Here is an 18,334-nt window from a genome sequence, read left to right as displayed (position 1 = left end):
CGGTGGGCCTGACCTTAAAGCTGGGTCGCGCCCGGCCCCGCGGTGACGGTCCAGGCGGTCGGCGGGGTGAAGCCTTCCTTCGCGTACGCCTCCTCGACCGCCGCGGTGACCGCGTCGGCCGCCCCGGTGTCGATCAGCGCCAGCACGCAGCCGCCGAAGCCCCCACCGGTCATCCGGGCGCCGTGCGCGCCGGCCCGCAGGGCCGTCTCGACCGCGATGTCGACCTGGGGCACGGTGATCTCGAAGTCGTCCCGCATCGAGACGTGCGAGGCGGTCAGCAGCGGGCCGATCTCCCGGACCTGACCGGTGTGCAGCAGCTTGACCGTCTCGAGCACGCGGTCGTCCTCGGTGACGACGTGCCGCACGCGGCGGCGCATGACCTCGTCGTCGAGCCGGGCCAGCACGTCGTCGAGCTGGTCGCCGGTGATGTCGCGCAGGGCGGGCACGCCCAGCAGGCGGGCCGCCTCCTCGCACGTCCGGCGCCGGGCGCCGTACTCCCCGTCGACGTGCTGGTGCGGGGCGTTGCTGTTGATCACGAGGATGGCCAGGCCGGCGGCGGCCAGGTCGAACGGGATCTGGTCGATCTCGTACGACCGGCAGTCCAGGAACAGCGCCTTGCCCTCCTGGCAGCGGATGGACGCCGACTGGTCGAGGATGCCGGTGGGCGCGCCGACGTAGACGTTCTCGGCGCGCTGGGCGATCGCCGGGCGCTTCTCCAGGGGCACGTCCAGGCCGCCGAGGTCGATCAGGGCGGTGAGCACCGACGACTCGAGCGCGGCCGAGGACGACAGGCCGGAGCCGAGCGGCACCTCGGAGGCGATGGCGATGCGCGCGCCGGGCACCTCGTGGCCGGCGTCGTGGAGCGACCAGACCACGCCGGCGACGTACGCGGCCCAGCCGGTCACCTGGCCCGGCTCGGTGAGCCCGAAGGCGACCGCCCGGTCCTCGGACGTGGAGCACACGGTCCACTCGCCGGCCGGGGCCGGGCCGACCGCCGCGATCGTGCGCTGCGGCAGGGCGAAGGGCAGCACGAACCCCTCGTTGTAGTCGGTGTGCTCGCCGATCAGGTTGAGCCGGCCGGGCGCGGCCCACAGACCGGCCGGCTCGGCGCCGAACTCCTCGCGGAAGGCGGCGACGGCGTCGTCGGTGATCATGCGACGTGCTTGCGGTAGAAGGTCCAGGCGTCGCCGATCATGGCCTGCAGCGTGTTCTTCTCAGGCACCCAGCCGAGCTCGTCGCGGGCCCGCGCGGACGACGCCACCAGCGTCGCCGGGTCGCCCTCGCGGCGCGGCGCGATCTCGACCGGCAACTCGGCCCCGGTGACCTCGCGGGCCACCTCGACGACCTGCTTGTTGGAGAAGCCGTTGCCGTTGCCGAGGTTGTAGATGCGGTGCTCACCCCGGGTGGCCGCGTCCAGCGCGAGCAGGTGGGCGCGGGCCAGGTCCTCGACGTGGATGTAGTCGCGCACGCAGGTGCCGTCGACGGTGGGGTAGTCGTCGCCGAAGAGCTGCAGCTTCTCCCGCTTGCCGGCGGCGGCCTGCAGCGCGATCGGGATGAGGTGCGTCTCGGGGTCGTGCCGTTCGCCGATCTCCTGGGCGTCGCGGATATAGGCTCCCGCGACGTTGAAGTAGCGCAGCGAGACGGCGGCCAGGTTGTGCGCGAACGCCTCGGAGGTGAGCGCCTGGTCGAAGGTGAGCTTCGTGGCCCCGTACGTGTTGGTGGGAGCCTTGACCGCGGACTCGGTGATCGGCAGCTCGACCGGGTTGCCGTAGACGGCGGCGGTGGAGGAGAAGATGAAGCGTGACACCCCCGCGGCGCGCACGGCGTCGAGGAAGGCGAGCGATTTCACCACGTTGTCGTGCCAGTACTTCTCCGGTTTGAGCATCGACTCGCCGGCCTGGATCAGCCCCGCGAAGTGCAGCACCGCGTCGAAACCGGCCTCGGGCGTGAGCACCTGGGCCGCGTCGGCGATGTCGGCCTCGACGAACGTGGCGTCGGGCGCGACCGCCTCGCGGAAGCCGGTGACCAGGTTGTCGAGAACGGTGACCTCATGACCGGCGTCGAGCAGCAAGCGGCTGGTGACGCTGCCGATGTAGCCGGCACCCCCGGTGACGAGCAGTTTCACGGCAATACCCCTTTGCTGAGTTGTCTCCATACTTCCATCAACTTCGCTCAAAAGTCAACATCTTCAAACATCGGGTCGAGGCGTACGGGTGGTTCGCGCCCCTCCTCCGGCGGCTGACACAATGGTCGTCATGTCCGATGTCGCCCGCCGCCCCCGCGTGCTCTCCGGCATTCAGCCGACCGCCGACTCGTTCCACCTCGGCAACTACCTCGGCGCCGTGCGCAACTGGGTGGCGATGCAGGAGACCCACGACGCCTACTACTGCGTCGTCGACCTGCACGCGATCACCATGGGCCACGACCCCGAGGCCCTGCGCGCCCGCACCCGCATCTCGGCCGCCCAGCTGCTGGCCCTCGGGCTCGACCCCGAGCGGTGCACGCTGTTCGTCCAGTCCCACGTGCCCGAGCACGCCCAGCTCGGCTGGGTGCTGAGCTGCATCACCGGCTTCGGCGAGGCCGGCCGCATGGTGCAGTTCAAGGACAAGTCGGCCAAGGCGGCCGACAGCACGACGGTGGGCCTGTTCACCTACCCCATCCTGCAGGCCGCCGACATCCTGCTCTACCAGGCCGACCAGGTGCCCGTGGGCGAGGACCAGCGGCAGCACCTCGAGCTCACCCGTGACCTGGCCCAGCGCTACAACACCCGCTTCGGCCGCACGTTCACGATCCCCTCGGCCTACATCCTCAAGGACACGGCCAAGATCACCGACCTGCAGGACCCGACGGCCAAGATGTCGAAGTCGGCCTCCTCGCCCAACGGCATCATCGAGCTGCTCGAGGACCCGGCCCGCTCGGCCAAGAAGATCAAGTCGGCCGTCACCGACACCGGTCGCGAGATCCTCTACGACGAGGAGAACAAGCCCGGCGTGAGCAACCTGCTCACCATCTATGCCGCGCTGACCGCGCGGACCATAGACGAGTTGCTCGAGCAGTACGACGGCCGCGGCTACGGCGACCTCAAGAAGGACCTCGCCGAGATCGTGGTCGAGTTCGTCCGGCCGATCCAGGAGCGCACCCGCGCCTATCTGGACGACCCGGACCACCTCGACAAGGTGCTCGCGATCGGCGCCGAGAAGGCCCGCGCGGTCGCCTCGGTGACGCTCGGCCAGGCCTACCAGAACATCGGCTTCCTCAGCCCCACCCGGGGTGTCTGACTCCGGTGTCCGACCCTCTCACCACCCGGATCGGCGTCGCGATCGACATCCCCGAGCCCTGGGGCGAGCAGCTCACCCGGCGCCGGGCCGACGCCGGTGACCCGCAGGCGGCCTACACCCCGGCCCACGTGACGCTGCTCGGCCCCACCGAGGTGCGCACCGAGGCGCTGCCGCGCATCGAGAAGCACCTGGCCGCCGTGGCCGCGACCCAGGCGCCGTTCACGATCCACCTGCGCGGCACCGGCACGTTCCGGCCGATCACCGAGGTCGTCTTCGTGACGCTCGCGGTCGGCATCAGCGAGTGCGAGCTGCTGGCCGAGGCGATCGTCAGCGGCGACGACGTGCACCGCGATCTGCGCTTCCCGTACCACCCGCACGTCACCGTCGCCCAGGACGTGCCGGCCGCCGCGCTCGACGCGGTCTTCGACGACCTGGCCGGCTTCTCGGCGAAGTTCCCCGTGTCGTCGTTCACGCTCTTCTCGCACGGCGGCGAGGGCCCCTGGCGCCGGCGACGGGACTACCCGCTCGGTGTCGCGCCGGGCGTCTGAGCGCGCGCCGGCCCGAGGTCGGCTACGGTCGGCGCGTGAATCCGATCGATCGGGCGTACGAGGCCGCCGAGTCTCGCATCATGTGGTTGCGCCACAGGTCCCGATATTTCGATCACCTGAGCCGGGCCGTGGTGCGTTACATCGACGTCCAGGGCGGGCGGCTGGCCGCGGCGATCGCCTACTACGGCTTCTTCGCGGTCTTCGCACTGCTGCTCATCGGTTACTCGATCTTCGGCATCCTGCTGGACAACAACGAGGACCTGTTCGACGTCGTCCGCGACTTCCTGCGGCAGAACCTGCCCTTCCTCGACGTGCAGGCGATCCTGGAGAGCGGCCGGACGGTCGGCATCGTGGGCATCCTCGGCCTGACCTTCACCGGCATCGCCTGGGTCGAGTCGATCCGGTCCTCGCAGCGACTGATCTGGCGGCTCAACGAACAGCCCGGCTACATCGGCGTCCGGCAGGCCCTCGACCTGCTCGTGCTGCTCGGCATCCTGCTGCTGCTGGCGATGTCCCAGCTCGCCGTCTACGGCCTCAACCTGCTGCTCGACTGGATGGCCCACGGCATGGTCCGCTCGACGGCCGGCCTGCTGCTCACCGTGGCGGTGAACATGCTGCTGGCCGCCGCGCTGCTGGCCGCGGTGCCCCGGTTGCGCATGACCGTGCGCCGGATGGCCCCGCCGGTGCTGCAGGTCGGCATCGGCATCACGCTGCTGAACACCGTCGGCAAGTCCTTCGTGGGCCTGGTGCAGCGCAACCCCGCGTACGGCCTGGTCGGCTCGGCCGTCGGCGTGCTGGTCTACCTTTACGTCTTCAACCAGCTGCTGCTCTTCGGAGCGGCCTGGGCGGCGACCAGCCCGCACGGACGCGTCGTCGACCTGTCAGCCGACGATAAAACTGCTCCCGTGGGGCAAAACACCTGGATTCGGAACACCAGCCCGGAATGATGAGCACGTGGGCACACTCGTGACGTTGGACCTGCCGGCCGGCTCCCCGGTGGCCGACCTCCCCTGGGTCATCACGATCGGATCCCTGGGCGACGAGGAGGACTGGGAACCGGTCGTCTGCGGACCGTACGAGCGGGCCCACGCCCTCGCGCTGGCTCAGGCCGTGGTGGCCGACGAGCAGCTGATGGCCGTCGTCGAGCCGCTGCTGCCCCGGGCCGACGCCGAGGCCATCCGCGACGAGATCGACCTGGCCCGCGCGGCCGTCGAGAACCCGGCCGGCGACGAGCCCGAGGCCGATCCGTTCGACGAGTACGAGACGCGCCGGGTGCGCCCGGGCCGGCCCCCGACCGAGGCCGAGGTGCGGGCGGGCTGGTCACGCATAGCGTCCCGCCTCACCGCGGTGTAGCCGGCACTGTCCACAGCCGCCAGTCGTCACAGAGTCAGCGATACGGTCGGCAACACGTCGAAGGTGACCCGGCCCTGGTCCTCGGCCGTGATGTACGGGGTGAAGAACGGGTGGCGTGTGCCGACGGCGACGTCGCGCCAGAATCGCTGGAGCGGGTTCTCGTGCGAGAAGCCGCTCGCGCCGTGCAGGTCGAGGAGCAGTTCCATCGCCTCGCGGCACTCCCGGGCGGCGGTCGACAATTCCACTCGGAGCTCGCTCCGGTCGGCGACCGGCATCGCTTCGCCCGGGCCCAGCGCCTCGAGGGTGTCGGCGACAAGTAGCGCGCGCCGCAGAGCCGTTGCGGTGCGCCGCGTCGCCTCGGTGAACCAGAAGCGCCCGAGGGGAGAATCCACGACCCGGGCGTACGTGGTCGCGTAGGGGCCCCGGTCACCGCTGATCGCCGCCGCGACGACATCCTGGGCTCCGCGTACAGCGCCGATCATCGGCGCGAGCGCCACCAGGCCGGCAGTGAACACCTGTTCCTGGGAGGGTTTGGCGCCCGGGCTGACGAAGTCGTCCGACACGAACACGTTCTCGGCCACCAGGGTGTGGCTGCTCGTGCCGGCCAGCCCCGCGGCCTTCCAGGTCTGGTGGATCGTCAGCTCGGAGACCGGTACGAGGACGGGGAAGGCCGCGGGCGCGGCGCCGTCGGCGACCGGCACGATGATCATCGCCCAGGTCGCCACCTCGGAACCCGATGCCATGGCCCATCCCCCGTTGAGGCGAAGTCCTCCGGGCACCCGCTCGCCGTGGCCGCCCTTCGGCACCCCGGAGGCGCAGACGGCGGCGTCGGGATCGGCGAGGAAAGCGTCGCGCGCCTTGGGCGAGAGCATGGACGGGATCAGCGCCTTGGTCGAGGCGCTCAGCCCGACGACCCAGGCGGTCGAAGGGCACCCGCGTCCCAGCTCGACGAGCACCTCGACCAGCGTGTGCAGGTTCACCTCGTGACCACCGGCCTCGCGGGGCGCCGTCAGTGCGAACAGGCCCGCGTCGCGTACCGCTGTGACGCTGTCCGGCGCGGGCCGCATCTCGCGTTCGGTGCGTGCCGCGTTGGCCGAGAGCGTCGGCACGGTTGTCCGGGCAGCGTCCAGCAAAACTTGGTTCATGGCTGGTGAGTGTCCTTATCGGAGATGGCCGTAGGGCCGGGTGTTCAGTTCTGGACGAGGGCGAGGCGGGCGGCGTCGGCCGAGCCTGGTTCCGCGGTGTAGATGACAGCGCGCAGGTCGCCCTCATGGAGGGTCAGGATGTCGCAGTCGACGGTGATCGGTCCGGCATCCGGATGCTGGACCGTGACCTGGTAGTCCCGGTGATGGGTGTCCACGGGCAGCTGCCACATGGTCGCGAACGGCACGCTGGCGGCCTGCAGGTCCGAGATCAGATCCTTGAGCCGGTCATCGCCGGGATACCGGACGGCGGTGCTCCGCAAATCGGTCACGATCGACGACTGGAACCGGATCTCCCGCTCGGACCACTCCTGCCTGTCCCCGGTGAAGGCGCGCCAGGCCATGTTCCGTTCCCGGCCGGCCGCGAGGACAGAGGTGGAGCACAGCATCTCCCAGGCGGTGTTCCAGGCCAGCAGAGTCCAGGCCGCGTCGAGAACGCAGACCGGGATGTCGCCGAGCCGCTCGAGCAGGCGCGTCGGGCCGGGGCCCACCTCGTCGGGCACGCGGCCGACGCGTGACGGAACGTGCCCGGCGAGGGAGCACAGGTATTCGTACTCCGGGCCGGACAACCGCAGAGCCCGGGCCAGCGCGTGGAGTACCGCTGCGGACGGCCGTCCATGGCCCTGCTCAAGACGCTTGATGTACTCGGCCGACACCCCCGCCGCGGCAGCGAGCTCGTCGCGCCGCATCCCGGGCGCACGCCGGGCCCGGGTCGGCTCGAAGCCGTCCTGCGGCGGGGTCGCCCGGTCACGCCAGCGCCGGAGCACGAACCCGAGATCGCTTCCCTCGTTCACCAATCCATGATCCCGCTGACCGGGCGAAACAGCGTGGCCCAATGACTACCAGCAACTTCGGGCTGATCATGCCGGGCGGTTGTAGAGGGCCTGCATCCCGCGCAGGAAGCCCTCCCGGCTCGGATCACCGATGAGCAGACGCTGCAGACCGTAGCCGGGCAGCATCGCGTACACGGCGCTGGCCACCTCGTCGATGTCCGAGCCGGCCGGCAACTCGCCGCTCTCCACGGCGTGCTCGACCAGCACCCGCAGCCGGCCCCGCAGACCCGTGTACCGCTCGCGCACGATCGCCCCGATCGTGGGATCGATCGTCGCCTCGGCCCAGATCTGCAGCCCGATCGGCAGCGCGCCGTCCGGCCCCGTCTGCTGGTCGACGAGCTCGAGGATCAGTGCCAGCGACTCGGTCAACGGCAGCCGCCGGCTCGCGATCAGATCGATCTGCCGGTTGATGCCGCCGACGACCCCTTCGGCGATCGCCGCGATGATGTCGTCCTTGGACTTGAAGTATCGGTAGACGGCGCCGACCGACAGCCCGGCCTCCTTGATCAGGTCCTGCATCGACGTGTTGTGCAGGCCTTTGCGCAGGAAGCAGGCGCGGGCGGCCGTGAGGATCTGTTCGCGGCGGGCGGTCAGGTGGTCTTCCGAGACACGTGGCACGCCCCACACTGTAAAACGAACGCTCGTTCTTGACACGATCTCGTGGCGAAGCGCACGCTGTCCCCTATAAAAGAACGAGCATTCGTTTTAGGGAGACAGCCATGCAACGTAAGCCCCTGGCCCTCGGCGTGCTCATCGCGATCCTCGTGGTCGCCGTCCAAGCGCTCCTCGTCCCGCTCTTCGCCGCCCCGGCGGCCAACATCGCTCCCCGTGACCTGCCCCTCGCGGTCGCCGGGCCACCCGCGCTGGTCGCCCAGCTCGAGGCCGCGCACCCCGGCGCGTTCGACGTCCGCGTGGTCGCCGACGCCGGCGCCGCCGACGCGGCCATCCGCAACCGCGAGGTCTACGGAGCGGTGCTGGTGTCCCCGGCCGGGCCCGAGATGCACGTGGCCTCGGCCGCCTCGCCCACCGTGGCGGCGCTGCTCACCCAGGCCGCCGCCGGGCTCGGCCCCCAGGTTGCCGTCCGTGACGTCGTGCCGCTCGACGCGAACGACCCCCGCGGCGCCGGGTTCGCGGGTGGCTTCCTGCCGCTGGCCATCACCAGCCTGCTCGCCGGTGTCCTGGTCTTCCTGCTCGTCCGGCGGCGCGCGGCCCGGTTGCTCGCGCTGCTGAGTTACGGGGTTCTGGCCGGCTTCTCCACCGCCGCGGTGCAGCAGGGCTGGCTCGACATCCTGCCGGGCGGGTACCTCGCCGTCGCCGCGGCGCTGGGACTGTTCGCGCTGGCCGTCTCCGCCGCCATGACGGGGCTGGCCGCTGTGCTCGACCGGGGTGGGCTCGGGCTCGGCGCGCTGGTCATGTTCTTGATCGGCAACGCGCTCGCCGGCATCGCGGCGGCTCCCGAGTTGCTGCCGCAGCCGTGGGGCGAGCTCGGCCAGTGGCTGCCGATCGGCGCGGGCGCCACCCTGCTGCGGTCGGTCGCCTACTTCGACGGCGCCGGCTCGGCCTTCGCGGTGTCGGTGCTCTCGGCGTACGCGGTGGGGAGTCTGCTCCTGACCCTGATCGGCCGCCGCGGGCTCACCTCGGCGGGTCCGGCCGAGCCGCGGCTCGCAGCCGGCCGGCCCGGCCTCGTTCCGGCCGGCTGACGACCGCTGGAATAGTTGGCGCATGGTCATCTCGCGGCGGTGGGCGGTCTTCCTGACCGGGGTCGGGGTCTGGACGTGGGTCATCTGGCCCCGGTTCGGCCTGGCCATCTGGAAGGACGACCGCTCGTTCGCCGACGGGCGGCCGACCGCCTTCCTGCTGATCCACGCGGTGCTGATCGTCGCCTCGCTCGCGATCGGCACCGTTGTCGGTGTGCTGGGCGTCAAAGCCTGGCGGAAGTCCTGACCCACGCCGCAAGGTTTCCGGTCCGTTACCGCCGGTGCCGATGATTTGCCGCACTAGCGGATAGAAGCCACGCCTCGTGTGCTCGGCGGTTGCGGGCGGATAACGGTGCGCCAACAGTCCGGACCAAACTGCCGACGACGTTCTGGCCTGCGGCTACGCTCGCGCGGTGAAGACTCACCGGCACGTGCCGGTGGGCGTTGGAAGGAGGGGCGTCTTGCGCCCAGTACGTGGGAACCGGCTCGTTGCGCTGCTCGCGGCAGGTGGGCTGACGCTCGCCGCCGCGGCCTGCAGCGACGCGCCTGACGAGACCCCTGCCGGCGGCAGCTCGAGTGCCGCCGCTGCTGCATACAAGGCCTGCATGGTCACCGACACCGGTGGCATCGACGACAAGTCGTTCAACGCGTCCGCGTGGGCCGGGCTCCAGGCCGCCAAGGCCCAGTCGCCCGGCGTCGACCCGAAGTACGTCGCGTCGACCGCCGAGGCCGACTACGAACCCAACCTGCGCGGCTTCGTGACCCAGAAGTGCAACTTCATCCTCTCGGTCGGCGGCCTCATGGGCGACGCCACCAAGGCTGTCGCGGCGCAGAACACGAGCCAGCAGTTCGGCATCGTGGACAGCTCGATCCAGGGCGCCACGAACGTCTTCCCGATGCAGTTCGCCACGCAGGAGGCGGCGTTCCTGGCCGGCTACCTCGCCGCGGGCTACTCCAAGTCGGGCAAGGTGGCCACCTTCGGCGGGCTCAAGATCCCGCCGGTGACCATCTTCATGGACGGCTTCGCCGACGGTGTGGCGCAGTACAACAAGGCCAAGAGCAAGAACGTCCAGGTGCTCGGCTGGGACAAGGCCAAGCAGAACGGCAGCTTCGCCGAGGACTTCGCCAGCCCGGCCAAGGGCAAGGCGCTGGCCAGCACGTTCGTCGCCCAGGGGGCTGACGTGATCATGCCGGTGGCCGGCGGCACCGGCCTCGGCGCGGCCGAGGTGGCCAAGGCCTCCAGCGGCAAGGTGTCGATCGTCTGGGTCGACCAGGACGGTTGCCAGAGCGCGGCGCAGGACTGTGACGTCTTCCTGACCACCGTGGTCAAGAACATCACCGACGCGGTCGAGACCGCCGTCGTCGCCGGCGCCACCGGCCAGCCGCTGAACGCGAGCCCGGGCTACCTGGGCACGCTGAAGAACAACGGTGTCTCGCTGGCGCCGTACAACCAGTTCGACAGCAAGATCGACCAGGGCCTGAAGGACGAGGTCGAGAAGCTCAAGACCGACATCGTCGCGGGCACGATCAAGGTCGAGTCGGCCAGCGCTCCGGCCTGAGCCATTACTGGGTAACATTCGGCCGCCGCACGGCTGCGAGGATTTCTCGTGGCCGGGCGGCGGTCGCCCCTTGTCAGCCGTCGAAGTCAGGAGATTCCGCTGAGACTCGAATTGCGCGGCATCACCAAGCGCTTCGGCGACCTGGTGGCCAACGACCACATCGACATCACCGTCGAGCCCGGTGAGGTGCACGCCCTGCTGGGCGAGAACGGCGCCGGCAAGTCGACGCTGATGAACCAGCTCTACGGCCTGCTCCAGCCGGACGAGGGCGAGATCCTGGTGGACGGGGAGAAGAAGGTCTTCCGCAGTCCCCGCGACGCCATCGCCGCCGGCATCGGCATGGTCCACCAGCACTTCATGCTGGTCCCTGTCTTCACCGTGGCCGAGAACATCGCCCTCGGCGCCGAGGAGGTGCGCGGCGGCCCGCTCGGCTGGCTCGACCGCCGCCGCAGCCGGCGCGACGTGCTGGAGACCTCCCGCAAGTACGGCCTGCCGGTCGACCCGGACGCCCTGGTCGAGAATCTGCCGGTCGGCGCCCAGCAGCGGGTCGAGATCGTCAAGGCCCTGACCCGCGACGTCGACCTGCTCATCCTCGACGAGCCGACCGCCGTGCTGACCCCGCAGGAGACCGACGAGCTGCTCGCGGTCATGCGGTCGCTGGCCGAGACCGGCAAGTCGATCGTCTTCATCACTCACAAGCTGCGCGAGGTCAAGGCCATCGCCGACCGGATCACGGTGATCCGGCGCGGCCGGACGGTCGGCACCGCGTCGCCCGACACCTCCACCGACGAGCTGGCCGCGCTCATGGTCGGCCGCGACGTCAACCTCGAGGTGACCAAGACCCCGGCCGACCCCGGCCGCGAGGTGCTCAAGGTCTCCGGGCTGATCGTCGACGACGACCGGGGCATCCGCGCCGTCGACCGCGTCGACCTGGTCGTCCGCTCGGGCGAGGTGCTCGGCATCGCGGGCGTCCAGGGCAACGGGCAGACCGAGCTGGTCGAGGCCATCATGGGTCTGCGCGAGGTGCGGGCCGGCGCGGTCGAGCTCGAGGATCAGAACCTGGCCGGCCGCACCACCCGGCAGGTGCTGCGCGCGGGCGTCGGTTACGTTCCCGAGGACCGCAGCCTCGACGGCGTGGTCAAGGACTTCACCGTCGCCGAAAATTTGGTGCTCGACCTGTACGACCGGGCGCCGTTCGGCAACGGCTGGAAGCTCAACCCCAAGGCGATCGACGAGTCCGCGCGTGAGCGCGTGACCCAGTTCGACATCCGCACCTCGTCACCGCAGTCGGCGGTCGGCACCCTCTCGGGCGGCAACCAGCAGAAGGTCGTGGTCGCCCGCGAGATGTCCCGCCCGCTCAAGCTGCTGGTCGCGTCGCAGCCGACGCGCGGCGTGGACGTCGGCTCGATCGAGTTCATCCACAACCAGATCATCCACGAGCGGGACGTCGGCACCGCCGTCCTGGTGGTTTCGAGCGAGTTGGACGAGGTAGTCGGCCTGGCCGACCGCATCGCGGTGATGTATCGGGGCCGCATCCTGGCCGTCGTCTCACCGGACACGCCGCGCGAGGAGATCGGGCTGCTCATGGCCGGCGTCACCGGCGCCGGGAACGAAGAAGAGGACAGCGAGTGACCACCGAAGCTCCTGAGAAGAAGGAGGAGGAGCGCGGTAAGGAGGAGTCCTTCTTCGGCCTCTTCCTGCACAACCTCTGGTCGGCCAACACCGTCGTGGTGACGATCCTGTCGATCTTCCTGGCGCTGCTCATCGGCGCGGTGCTGATCGTGATCTCCGACTCCGAGGTGCTCGCGACGTTCTCCTACTTCACCGCCCGGCCCAGCGACGCCCTCACCGCGAGCTGGGACCTGATCAGCCAGGCCTACGCCGACCTGTTCAAGGGGGCGATCTTCGACCCGGCCGCCGTGCAGGCCTGGTTCGACGGCTCGGGCGACTGGAAGACCGCGCTCAACCCGCTCTCCGAGACCCTGACCTACGCCGCCCCGCTGGTCTTCACCGGTCTGTCGGTGGCGATCGCGTTCCGCGGTGGCCTGTTCAACATCGGCGGTCAGGGCCAGGCGGTCATCGGCTGCGTCACCGCCGGGGTGGCCGGCTTCGCCATCGGGCTGCCGGCCGGGCTGCACCTGCTCGTCGCGCTGTCCGCCGGTCTGATCGGCGGCGCCCTCTGGGGCTTCCTGCCCGGCCTGCTCAAGGCCCGCACCGGCGCCCACGAGGTGATCACCACGATCATGCTCAACTACACGGCCACGCTCTTCCTGGGCTGGCTGATCCTGCAGAACGGCGTGCAGGACCCCGACCGCACCGACGCGGTCAGCAAGACGATCGAGTCCAGCGCGGCGCTGCCGTCGCTGCCCCAGCCGTTGCGCGTGCACCTCGGCATCGTGCTCGCCGTCCTGGTCACCGCCGGGGTGGCCTGGCTGGTCAACCGGTCCTCGTTCGGTTTCGAGCTGCGCGCCGTGGGCGTGAACCCGCCGGCCGCCCGCACGGCCGGCATGAGCGTCGGTCGCACGTACATCTGGCTCATGGTCGTGGCCGGTGGGCTGGCCGGTCTCGGCGGCGCGGTCCAGGTGCTCGGCACGGCCGACCGGCTGACCGGGCAGGTGGCCGGCAACATCGGCTTCGACGGCCTGCTGGTGGCCCTGCTCGGCCGGAACCGGCCGTGGGGCACCCTGTTCGCCGCGATCCTCTACGGCGGGCTGCGGGCCGGCGGCAACCTGATGCAGGTCGACGTGGGCGTCTCGCTCGAGCTCGTCACCGTGCTGCAGGCCCTCATCGTCATCTTCATCGCGGCGCCCGCCCTGGTGAAGGCCATCTTCCAGCTCCGCGATGCGCGCACCGCGCGGCTCGGCGCGTCCATGGCGAAGGGTTGGTGAGCGGCGTGTCGACCACGACCGCGGACGAGTTGGCCGAGGCGACCGCCCCGGTCCGGTTCTGGAATCGGCAGCGCCGGCTCGGCGCCGCCCTGGTGATCATCGGCCTGATCGCGGCCGTGATCTTCGGTTCGCTCGCCGACTCGGCGACGGCCCGCTTCACGCTCAGCGAGGACGCCGAGGGCGCCGCGCTCTCGATCAACGGCCAGTTCGGGGCGATCCTGTTCGGCGTCGTCACGATCGCGACCGGCGCCGCGATGCTGGCCGGCGTGGCCAAGCGCTGGCAGACCACGCTGCTCAGCGTCGGCATCGTGACCTTCGTCTTCTCGTTCCTGTGCTGGCAGGTGGCCGGCAAGTTCCTCCCGCTGGTCGACACGGCCAGCGGCTCGCTCGAGCTCGCGCTGCCGCTGATCCTGGGCGCCCTGGCCGGCGTGCTCTGCGAGCGGTCCGGCGTGGTCAACGTGGCGATCGAGGGCCAGTTCCTGATGGGCGCGTTCGGCGCCGCGCTGGTCGGCACGCTGGCCACCAGCGTGTGGGCCGGGCTGATCAGCGCGGTCGTCGGTGGTGTCGTGATCGCCGCGCTGCTGGCCGTGCTGGCCATCCGCTTCCTGGTCGACCAGGTCGTCGTCGGCATCGTGCTCAACCTGCTCGCGCTGGGCGTCACCGGCTTCCTCTACGAGCGTCTGATGCAGCCCGACGCGCTGAAGTACAACGCGCCCCCGCGGCTGCCCGAGTGGCGCATCCCCGGGCTGGCCGACATCCCGGTGATCGGGCCGGTGCTGTTCGAGACCAACCTGCTGGTCTGGCTGGCGCTCGCGCTGGTCCTCGTCATCCACTTCGGGCTCACCCGCACCCGCTGGGGCCTGCGCACCCGCGCGGTCGGCGAGCACCCCACGGCGGCCGACACGGTCGGTGTCCGGGTGCGTGGTCTGCGATACCTGAACGTGCTGCTCGGCGGTGTCGTCGCCGGCGCCGGAGGGGCGTACTTCACGCTGGTCTCGACCGGGGCGTTCAACAAGAACATGACGGCCGGCGCCGGCTTCATCGCGCTGGCGGCCCTGATCTTCGGGCGGTGGACGCCGTTCGGGGCGCTCGGCGCGGCGCTGTTCTTCGGCTTCGCGCAGAAACTGGCGAACTACCTGAGCGCGGTCGGCAGCCCGGTGCCCAACCAGTTCCTCAACATGCTGCCGTACATCGCGACGATCATCGCCGTGGCCGGTCTGGTGGGCCGGGTGCGGGCGCCCGCCGCCGACGGTGTGCCCTACGTCAAGAGCTGACGTCGGAGCACGTCAGGCACAATTTGCACCATGGAGATCGACTGGGCTGGGTTGCGGGCTGCCGCCACCGACGCCATGCGGCACGCGTACGCGCCTTACTCCGACTTCCCGGTCGGTGCGGCGGCGCTCGTGGACGACGGCCGCGTGGTCGTCGGGTGCAACGTGGAGAACGCGTCCTACGGCGTGGGGCTGTGCGCGGAGTGCGGGCTGGTCAGCCAGCTGCACATGACCGGGGGCGGGCGGCTGGTGGCGTTTTCGTGCGTCGACGCCACCGGCGGGCCCCTGATGCCGTGCGGGCGCTGCCGCCAGCTGCTGTGGGAGAACGGCGGCCCCGAGATGCTGGTCGCGTGGCACACCGGGCCGCTGCGCCTGGCCGAACTGCTGCCGCACGCGTTCGGCTTCGAGGACCTGGAACGGGTCAACGGCGCCGCGCCCGTTCCCGAGGTCCCCAACGAACTGGCCAAATGGCGCGGCCGGGGCACCGTTTTCGTGCACCCGGACCTGTCCGGCGGCGAGACTGTCTGGACCGCCTACTGGGAGCGGTCGGGTGGCAGTCCCGCCGAGAGCGACGCCGAGAAGGGCGTGCTCGAGGAGGGCCCCAACTTCCCGGTCGCGGCCGAGGCGGTGGCCTGGGGCCGGGTGCGCACCCCGCGCATCGTGGTCGTGGACGCCGCCGGCGGACTGGCCTGGGCCGGAGAGGGCGCGCCGCCCGAGGGCATCCCGGTTACATGGGAAGAGGACAGCAATGACTGAGTTCGCCGCGGTCGACGTCATCCGGGCCAAGCGGGACGGGCACGTGCTGAGCGACGCCCAGATCGACTGGGTCGTCGACGCGTACACCCGGGGGGTGGTCGCCGACGAGCAGATGTCCGCGCTGGCCATGGCCATCCTGCTGCGCGGCATGACGCCCGCCGAGATCGCCCGCTGGACCGCCGCGATGATCGCCAGCGGGGAACGGCTGGACCTGTCCGCGGTCACCCGCCCGACCGCCGACAAGCACTCCACCGGCGGCGTCGGCGACAAGATCACGCTGCCCCTCACCCCGCTGGTCGCCGCCTGCGGCGCGGCCGTGCCGCAGCTCTCCGGCCGGGGGCTGGGGCACACCGGCGGCACCCTGGACAAGCTCGAGTCCATCCCCGGCTGGCGGGCCTCGATCAGCAACGACGAGTTCAAGCGGCAGCTCGAGGACGTCGGCGCGGTCATCTGCGCGGCCGGCGAGGGCCTGGCCCCGGCCGACCGCAAGCTCTACGCCCTGCGCGACGTCACCGGCACGGTCGAGGCCATCCCGCTGATCGCCAGCTCGATCATGAGCAAGAAGATCGCCGAGGGCACCGGCGCCCTGGTGCTCGACGTCAAGGTCGGCTCGGGCGCGTTCATGAAGAGCCTGGACACCGCGCGCGAGCTCGCGCGCACGATGGTGCGGCTGGGTCAGGACAGCGGGGTCACCACGATCGCGTTGCTGACCGACATGAACACCCCGCTCGGCCTGGCCGTCGGCAACGCGATCGAGGTCACCGAGTCGGTCGAGGTGCTGGCCGGCGGGGGCCCGCCCGACGTGGTCGAGCTGACCCTGGCGCTCGCCCGCGAGATGCTCGCCGCCGCCGGGATCGACGCCGACCCCGCGAAGGTGCTCGAGTCGGGCGCCGCGATGGACACGTGGCGCGCGATGATCCGTGCCCAGGGCGGCGATCCGGCCGCGCCCCTGCCGGTCGCGCGGGAGACCGAGGTGCTGCGGGCGCCGGCCGACGGGGTGGTGAGCAGCGTCGACGCGTACGGGATCGGCATCGCCGCCTGGCGTCTGGGCGCCGGACGGGCCCGTAAGGAAGATCCGGTCAGCTTCGGCGCCGGCGTGCTTCTCAAGGTCAAGCCGGGCGACGAGGTGCGCGCCGGTGACGTCCTGCTCGAGCTGCGGGCCGACGATCCGGCCCGCATCCCGGCGGCCCGCGAGGAGGCGGCCGCGGCCATCGTCGTAGGTACGGAACGGCCGGCTCTTACGAATCTGGTGCTCGACCGCATAGCCTGACCCACCATGCAGAAGGCAGTACCCGACCCGCGCGCCGTCCGGGAGGCCAGCCTCGACGAGGTGGCCCGGCTCGGGCTGCCCCAACCGCCGCCCGGGTTCCCCCTGGTCTGGGAGCCCGGCGACACGGTCGAGCTGCGTCCCACCCCCGAGCTGGAGGCGCGGGCCGCGGTCCTGCACGTGGTCGTGGCCCGCTGCTTCGGCATGCCCACCGAGGCCGCGATGAGCTGGCTGCTCGGGTCGCGCCTGGTCGATCTGGTCACCCCGCCCGAATGGCAGTTCGTGATCGGCGCGAAGGGTGACCATCGATCCTTCGTGCTGCATCACGACGCCGTCTTCGCCCTGGCCTGGCTGCTCGGGCTGAGCGGGCATCTCGACCCGACGACCCCGCCGGAGGGGCGGATGATGACCCAGATGCCCGACCTGCCTGCGGGGGAGACCTTCGGGCAGTGGCGGTCGCGGTCGCTGATGTCCCCGCGGGACCCGGTCGAGGCCGCGGTGCTCCTGGATCTCTACTACTGCCTCGACTGGGCCTTCCAGGAGGCCGAGCACGAGGGCGTGCCGCTGCCCGGTGAGATCGACGGCAACGCCATCGGTCAACGGCGCTGGGCACTCGAGTGGGCGGTCCTTTTCCATGGCCCGTACCACGACAAACCGGCCGAATGGGAAGAAGTCGATCTCTCGATCTAAGGTCGACCGCGCGGTCGTAGCGTGGCGGGGTGTACGGATCGCTGCTCCCGCCGAGGGCCGCAACGCAACAAGCTGGCCGCTGCGCGTCCAGAACGCTCGCCGCGTCACGGCGACGTGCGTGAGCGGTCGCGCTCAAACCGGTCGATAGGCCGTGACCAGGACGGAAGCCGTCACCGTGGCCGGGCCGTCCGGCGCGGTGGCCTCGGTGAGATGGTGGGCGCTCGGGGTCATGCCGATCAGGGTGCGCGCTTCGGTGGCGGTCAGGCGCATCTCGCGACGCAACGGCATCGTGTGGTCGAGCTTGAAGTGCTCACCCAACGCGTCCTGGACCCGGGCCGCCTTGTCGGGATCGACGTGGATCAGATCGTGGGCGGCGACCAGTTCGCGCAGGTGATCGGGTTCCGGCGTGACCACCAGCAGCAGCCCGTCCGGGCGCAGGATGCGGTGGAACTCGGGGCCGTTGCGCGGGGCGAAGACGTTGAGGACGACATCGGCCACGCCGTCCGCGATCGGCAGCGGGCGCCACAGATCGGTCAGCACCGCCGCGGCCCGCGGGTGCGCGCGGGCGGCCCGGCGCAGGCCCGGTTTGGAGACGTCGAGGCCGAGCCCGGTCGCGCCGGCCGTGGCCTCGAGAACGTGGGCGAGGTAGTGGCCGGTGCCGGTACCCGCGTCGACGATCAAGCTGCCGCCGGTCGAACCGCCGGTCGAACCGCCGGTCGAACCGCCGGTCGAACCGCCGGTCGAACCGGCGAGCGCGTCGGCGATGAAGTCGTAATGACCGGCGGCCAGGAAGGCGGCCCGGTCGGCGACCATCTCGGCGGTGTCGCCGACGTGCGGCATGCGGCCCGCGGTGAGGTCGGCGTATCCCTGCCGGGCCATGTCGAAGCTGTGCCGCCGGGGGCAGCGCAGCGTCCGGTCGTCGCGCTCGAGCGGCTGCCGGCAAACCGGGCATCGCAGGTGCGGCAATGCTCCGTCGATCATTGGTCTCCTGC

Annotated in this window: 19 protein-coding genes; 13 read left to right on the top strand and 6 right to left on the bottom strand. The window is 70.9% G+C overall.

All coding sequences use genetic code 11. The features are described 5' to 3' along the window. Positions 1-14: 14 nt before the first annotated feature. Together galK and galE are read right to left on the bottom strand one after the other, a co-directional pair. Positions 15-1,154, bottom strand: coding sequence for a galactokinase (galK, locus tag HJC40_RS22135; protein ID WP_250003222.1), 1,140 nt, complete (start codon positions 1,152-1,154; stop codon positions 15-17). Further along, positions 1,151-2,125 carry a UDP-glucose 4-epimerase GalE gene (gene galE, locus HJC40_RS22130; protein WP_250003221.1) on the bottom strand — a complete coding sequence of 325 codons (975 nt, stop codon included), beginning with the start codon at positions 2,123-2,125 and terminating at the stop codon, positions 1,151-1,153. The genes galK and galE overlap by 4 nt, the downstream gene beginning before the upstream one ends. Positions 2,126-2,255: 130 nt before the next feature. On the opposite strand from galE, the gene trpS reads away from it, so the two are divergent. Genes trpS through HJC40_RS22110 form a run of 4 tightly spaced genes read left to right on the top strand, consistent with a single transcriptional unit; the run spans position 2,256 to position 5,179 of the window. After that, a complete protein-coding gene (gene trpS / locus HJC40_RS22125) occupies positions 2,256-3,278 on the top strand; it encodes a tryptophan--tRNA ligase (RefSeq protein ID WP_250003220.1) in 1,023 nt (340 codons plus the stop codon). A 5-nt stretch (positions 3,279-3,283) separates the two neighbouring features. Continuing rightward, the gene (locus HJC40_RS22120) at positions 3,284-3,826 is read left to right on the top strand and encodes a 2'-5' RNA ligase family protein (protein WP_250003219.1); all 543 of its coding nucleotides are present in this window, start codon (positions 3,284-3,286) and stop codon (positions 3,824-3,826) included. Between the two features lie 35 nt (positions 3,827-3,861). Beyond that, a complete protein-coding gene (locus tag HJC40_RS22115; RefSeq protein ID WP_250003218.1) occupies positions 3,862-4,773 on the top strand; it encodes a YihY/virulence factor BrkB family protein in 912 nt (303 codons plus the stop codon). A 7-nt stretch (positions 4,774-4,780) separates the two neighbouring features. Beyond that, positions 4,781-5,179 carry a hypothetical protein gene (locus HJC40_RS22110; RefSeq protein WP_250003217.1) on the top strand — a complete coding sequence of 133 codons (399 nt, stop codon included), beginning with the start codon at positions 4,781-4,783 and terminating at the stop codon, positions 5,177-5,179. A 26-nt stretch (positions 5,180-5,205) separates the two neighbouring features. Here HJC40_RS22110 and HJC40_RS22105 read toward each other — a convergent pair whose 3' ends face one another. From HJC40_RS22105 to HJC40_RS22095, 3 genes are all read right to left on the bottom strand, one after another. Continuing rightward, complete coding sequence (locus tag HJC40_RS22105; protein ID WP_250003215.1) at positions 5,206-6,324, bottom strand: acyl-CoA dehydrogenase family protein; 1,119 nt, start codon at positions 6,322-6,324, stop codon at positions 5,206-5,208. Between the two features lie 44 nt (positions 6,325-6,368). Further along, a complete protein-coding gene (locus HJC40_RS22100) occupies positions 6,369-7,175 on the bottom strand; it encodes a helix-turn-helix transcriptional regulator (RefSeq protein WP_250003213.1) in 807 nt (268 codons plus the stop codon). 66 nt (positions 7,176-7,241) lie between these two features. Beyond that, entirely contained in the window at positions 7,242-7,832 is a 591-nt protein-coding gene (locus HJC40_RS22095) for a TetR/AcrR family transcriptional regulator (protein ID WP_250003211.1), read from the bottom strand. Positions 7,833-7,933: 101 nt separating this feature from the next. Between HJC40_RS22095 and HJC40_RS22090 the strand changes: the two genes are divergently transcribed. From HJC40_RS22090 to HJC40_RS22050, 9 genes are all read left to right on the top strand, one after another. Continuing rightward, positions 7,934-8,914, top strand: coding sequence for a hypothetical protein (locus HJC40_RS22090; RefSeq protein ID WP_250003209.1), 981 nt, complete (start codon positions 7,934-7,936; stop codon positions 8,912-8,914). 22 nt (positions 8,915-8,936) lie between these two features. Next, entirely contained in the window at positions 8,937-9,158 is a 222-nt protein-coding gene (locus HJC40_RS22085; protein WP_250003207.1) for an SCO4848 family membrane protein, read from the top strand. 214 nt (positions 9,159-9,372) lie between these two features. Then, positions 9,373-10,470, top strand: coding sequence for a BMP family protein (locus HJC40_RS22080; protein WP_250003206.1), 1,098 nt, complete (start codon positions 9,373-9,375; stop codon positions 10,468-10,470). A gap of 111 nt (positions 10,471-10,581) precedes the next feature. After that, on the top strand, positions 10,582-12,102 hold the full coding sequence (locus HJC40_RS22075; protein WP_308200929.1) for an ABC transporter ATP-binding protein: 1,521 nt from the start codon (positions 10,582-10,584) through the stop codon (positions 12,100-12,102). After that, positions 12,099-13,358, top strand: a complete 1,260-nt coding sequence (locus tag HJC40_RS22070) for an ABC transporter permease (RefSeq protein ID WP_250003204.1) — start codon at positions 12,099-12,101, stop codon at positions 13,356-13,358. The genes HJC40_RS22075 and HJC40_RS22070 overlap by 4 nt, the downstream gene beginning before the upstream one ends. 5 nt (positions 13,359-13,363) lie before the next feature. Beyond that, positions 13,364-14,632, top strand: a complete 1,269-nt coding sequence (locus tag HJC40_RS22065) for an ABC transporter permease (RefSeq protein ID WP_250003202.1) — start codon at positions 13,364-13,366, stop codon at positions 14,630-14,632. A gap of 30 nt (positions 14,633-14,662) precedes the next feature. Next, positions 14,663-15,385, top strand: a complete 723-nt coding sequence (locus tag HJC40_RS22060; RefSeq protein WP_250003200.1) for a cytidine deaminase — start codon at positions 14,663-14,665, stop codon at positions 15,383-15,385. After that, on the top strand, positions 15,378-16,655 hold the full coding sequence (locus tag HJC40_RS22055) for a thymidine phosphorylase (RefSeq protein WP_250003198.1): 1,278 nt from the start codon (positions 15,378-15,380) through the stop codon (positions 16,653-16,655). The genes HJC40_RS22060 and HJC40_RS22055 overlap by 8 nt, the downstream gene beginning before the upstream one ends. 6 nt (positions 16,656-16,661) lie before the next feature. Next, positions 16,662-17,342 (top strand): DUF4272 domain-containing protein, encoded by a 681-nt coding sequence (locus tag HJC40_RS22050; RefSeq protein ID WP_250003196.1) that lies wholly within the window; start codon positions 16,662-16,664, stop codon positions 17,340-17,342. A 132-nt stretch (positions 17,343-17,474) separates the two neighbouring features. Here the strand turns inward: HJC40_RS22050 and HJC40_RS22045 are convergent, their stop codons facing one another. Next, positions 17,475-18,323, bottom strand: coding sequence for a putative RNA methyltransferase (locus tag HJC40_RS22045; RefSeq protein WP_284043531.1), 849 nt, complete (start codon positions 18,321-18,323; stop codon positions 17,475-17,477). Positions 18,324-18,334 lie beyond the last annotated feature (11 nt).

This window comes from Actinoplanes sp. M2I2, from assembly GCF_023544445.1.
Classification (GTDB): Bacteria; Actinomycetota; Actinomycetes; order Mycobacteriales; family Micromonosporaceae; genus Actinoplanes.
Note: the sequence above shows the minus strand (reverse complement) of the source record. Positions and strands in the feature narration are given on the sequence as shown.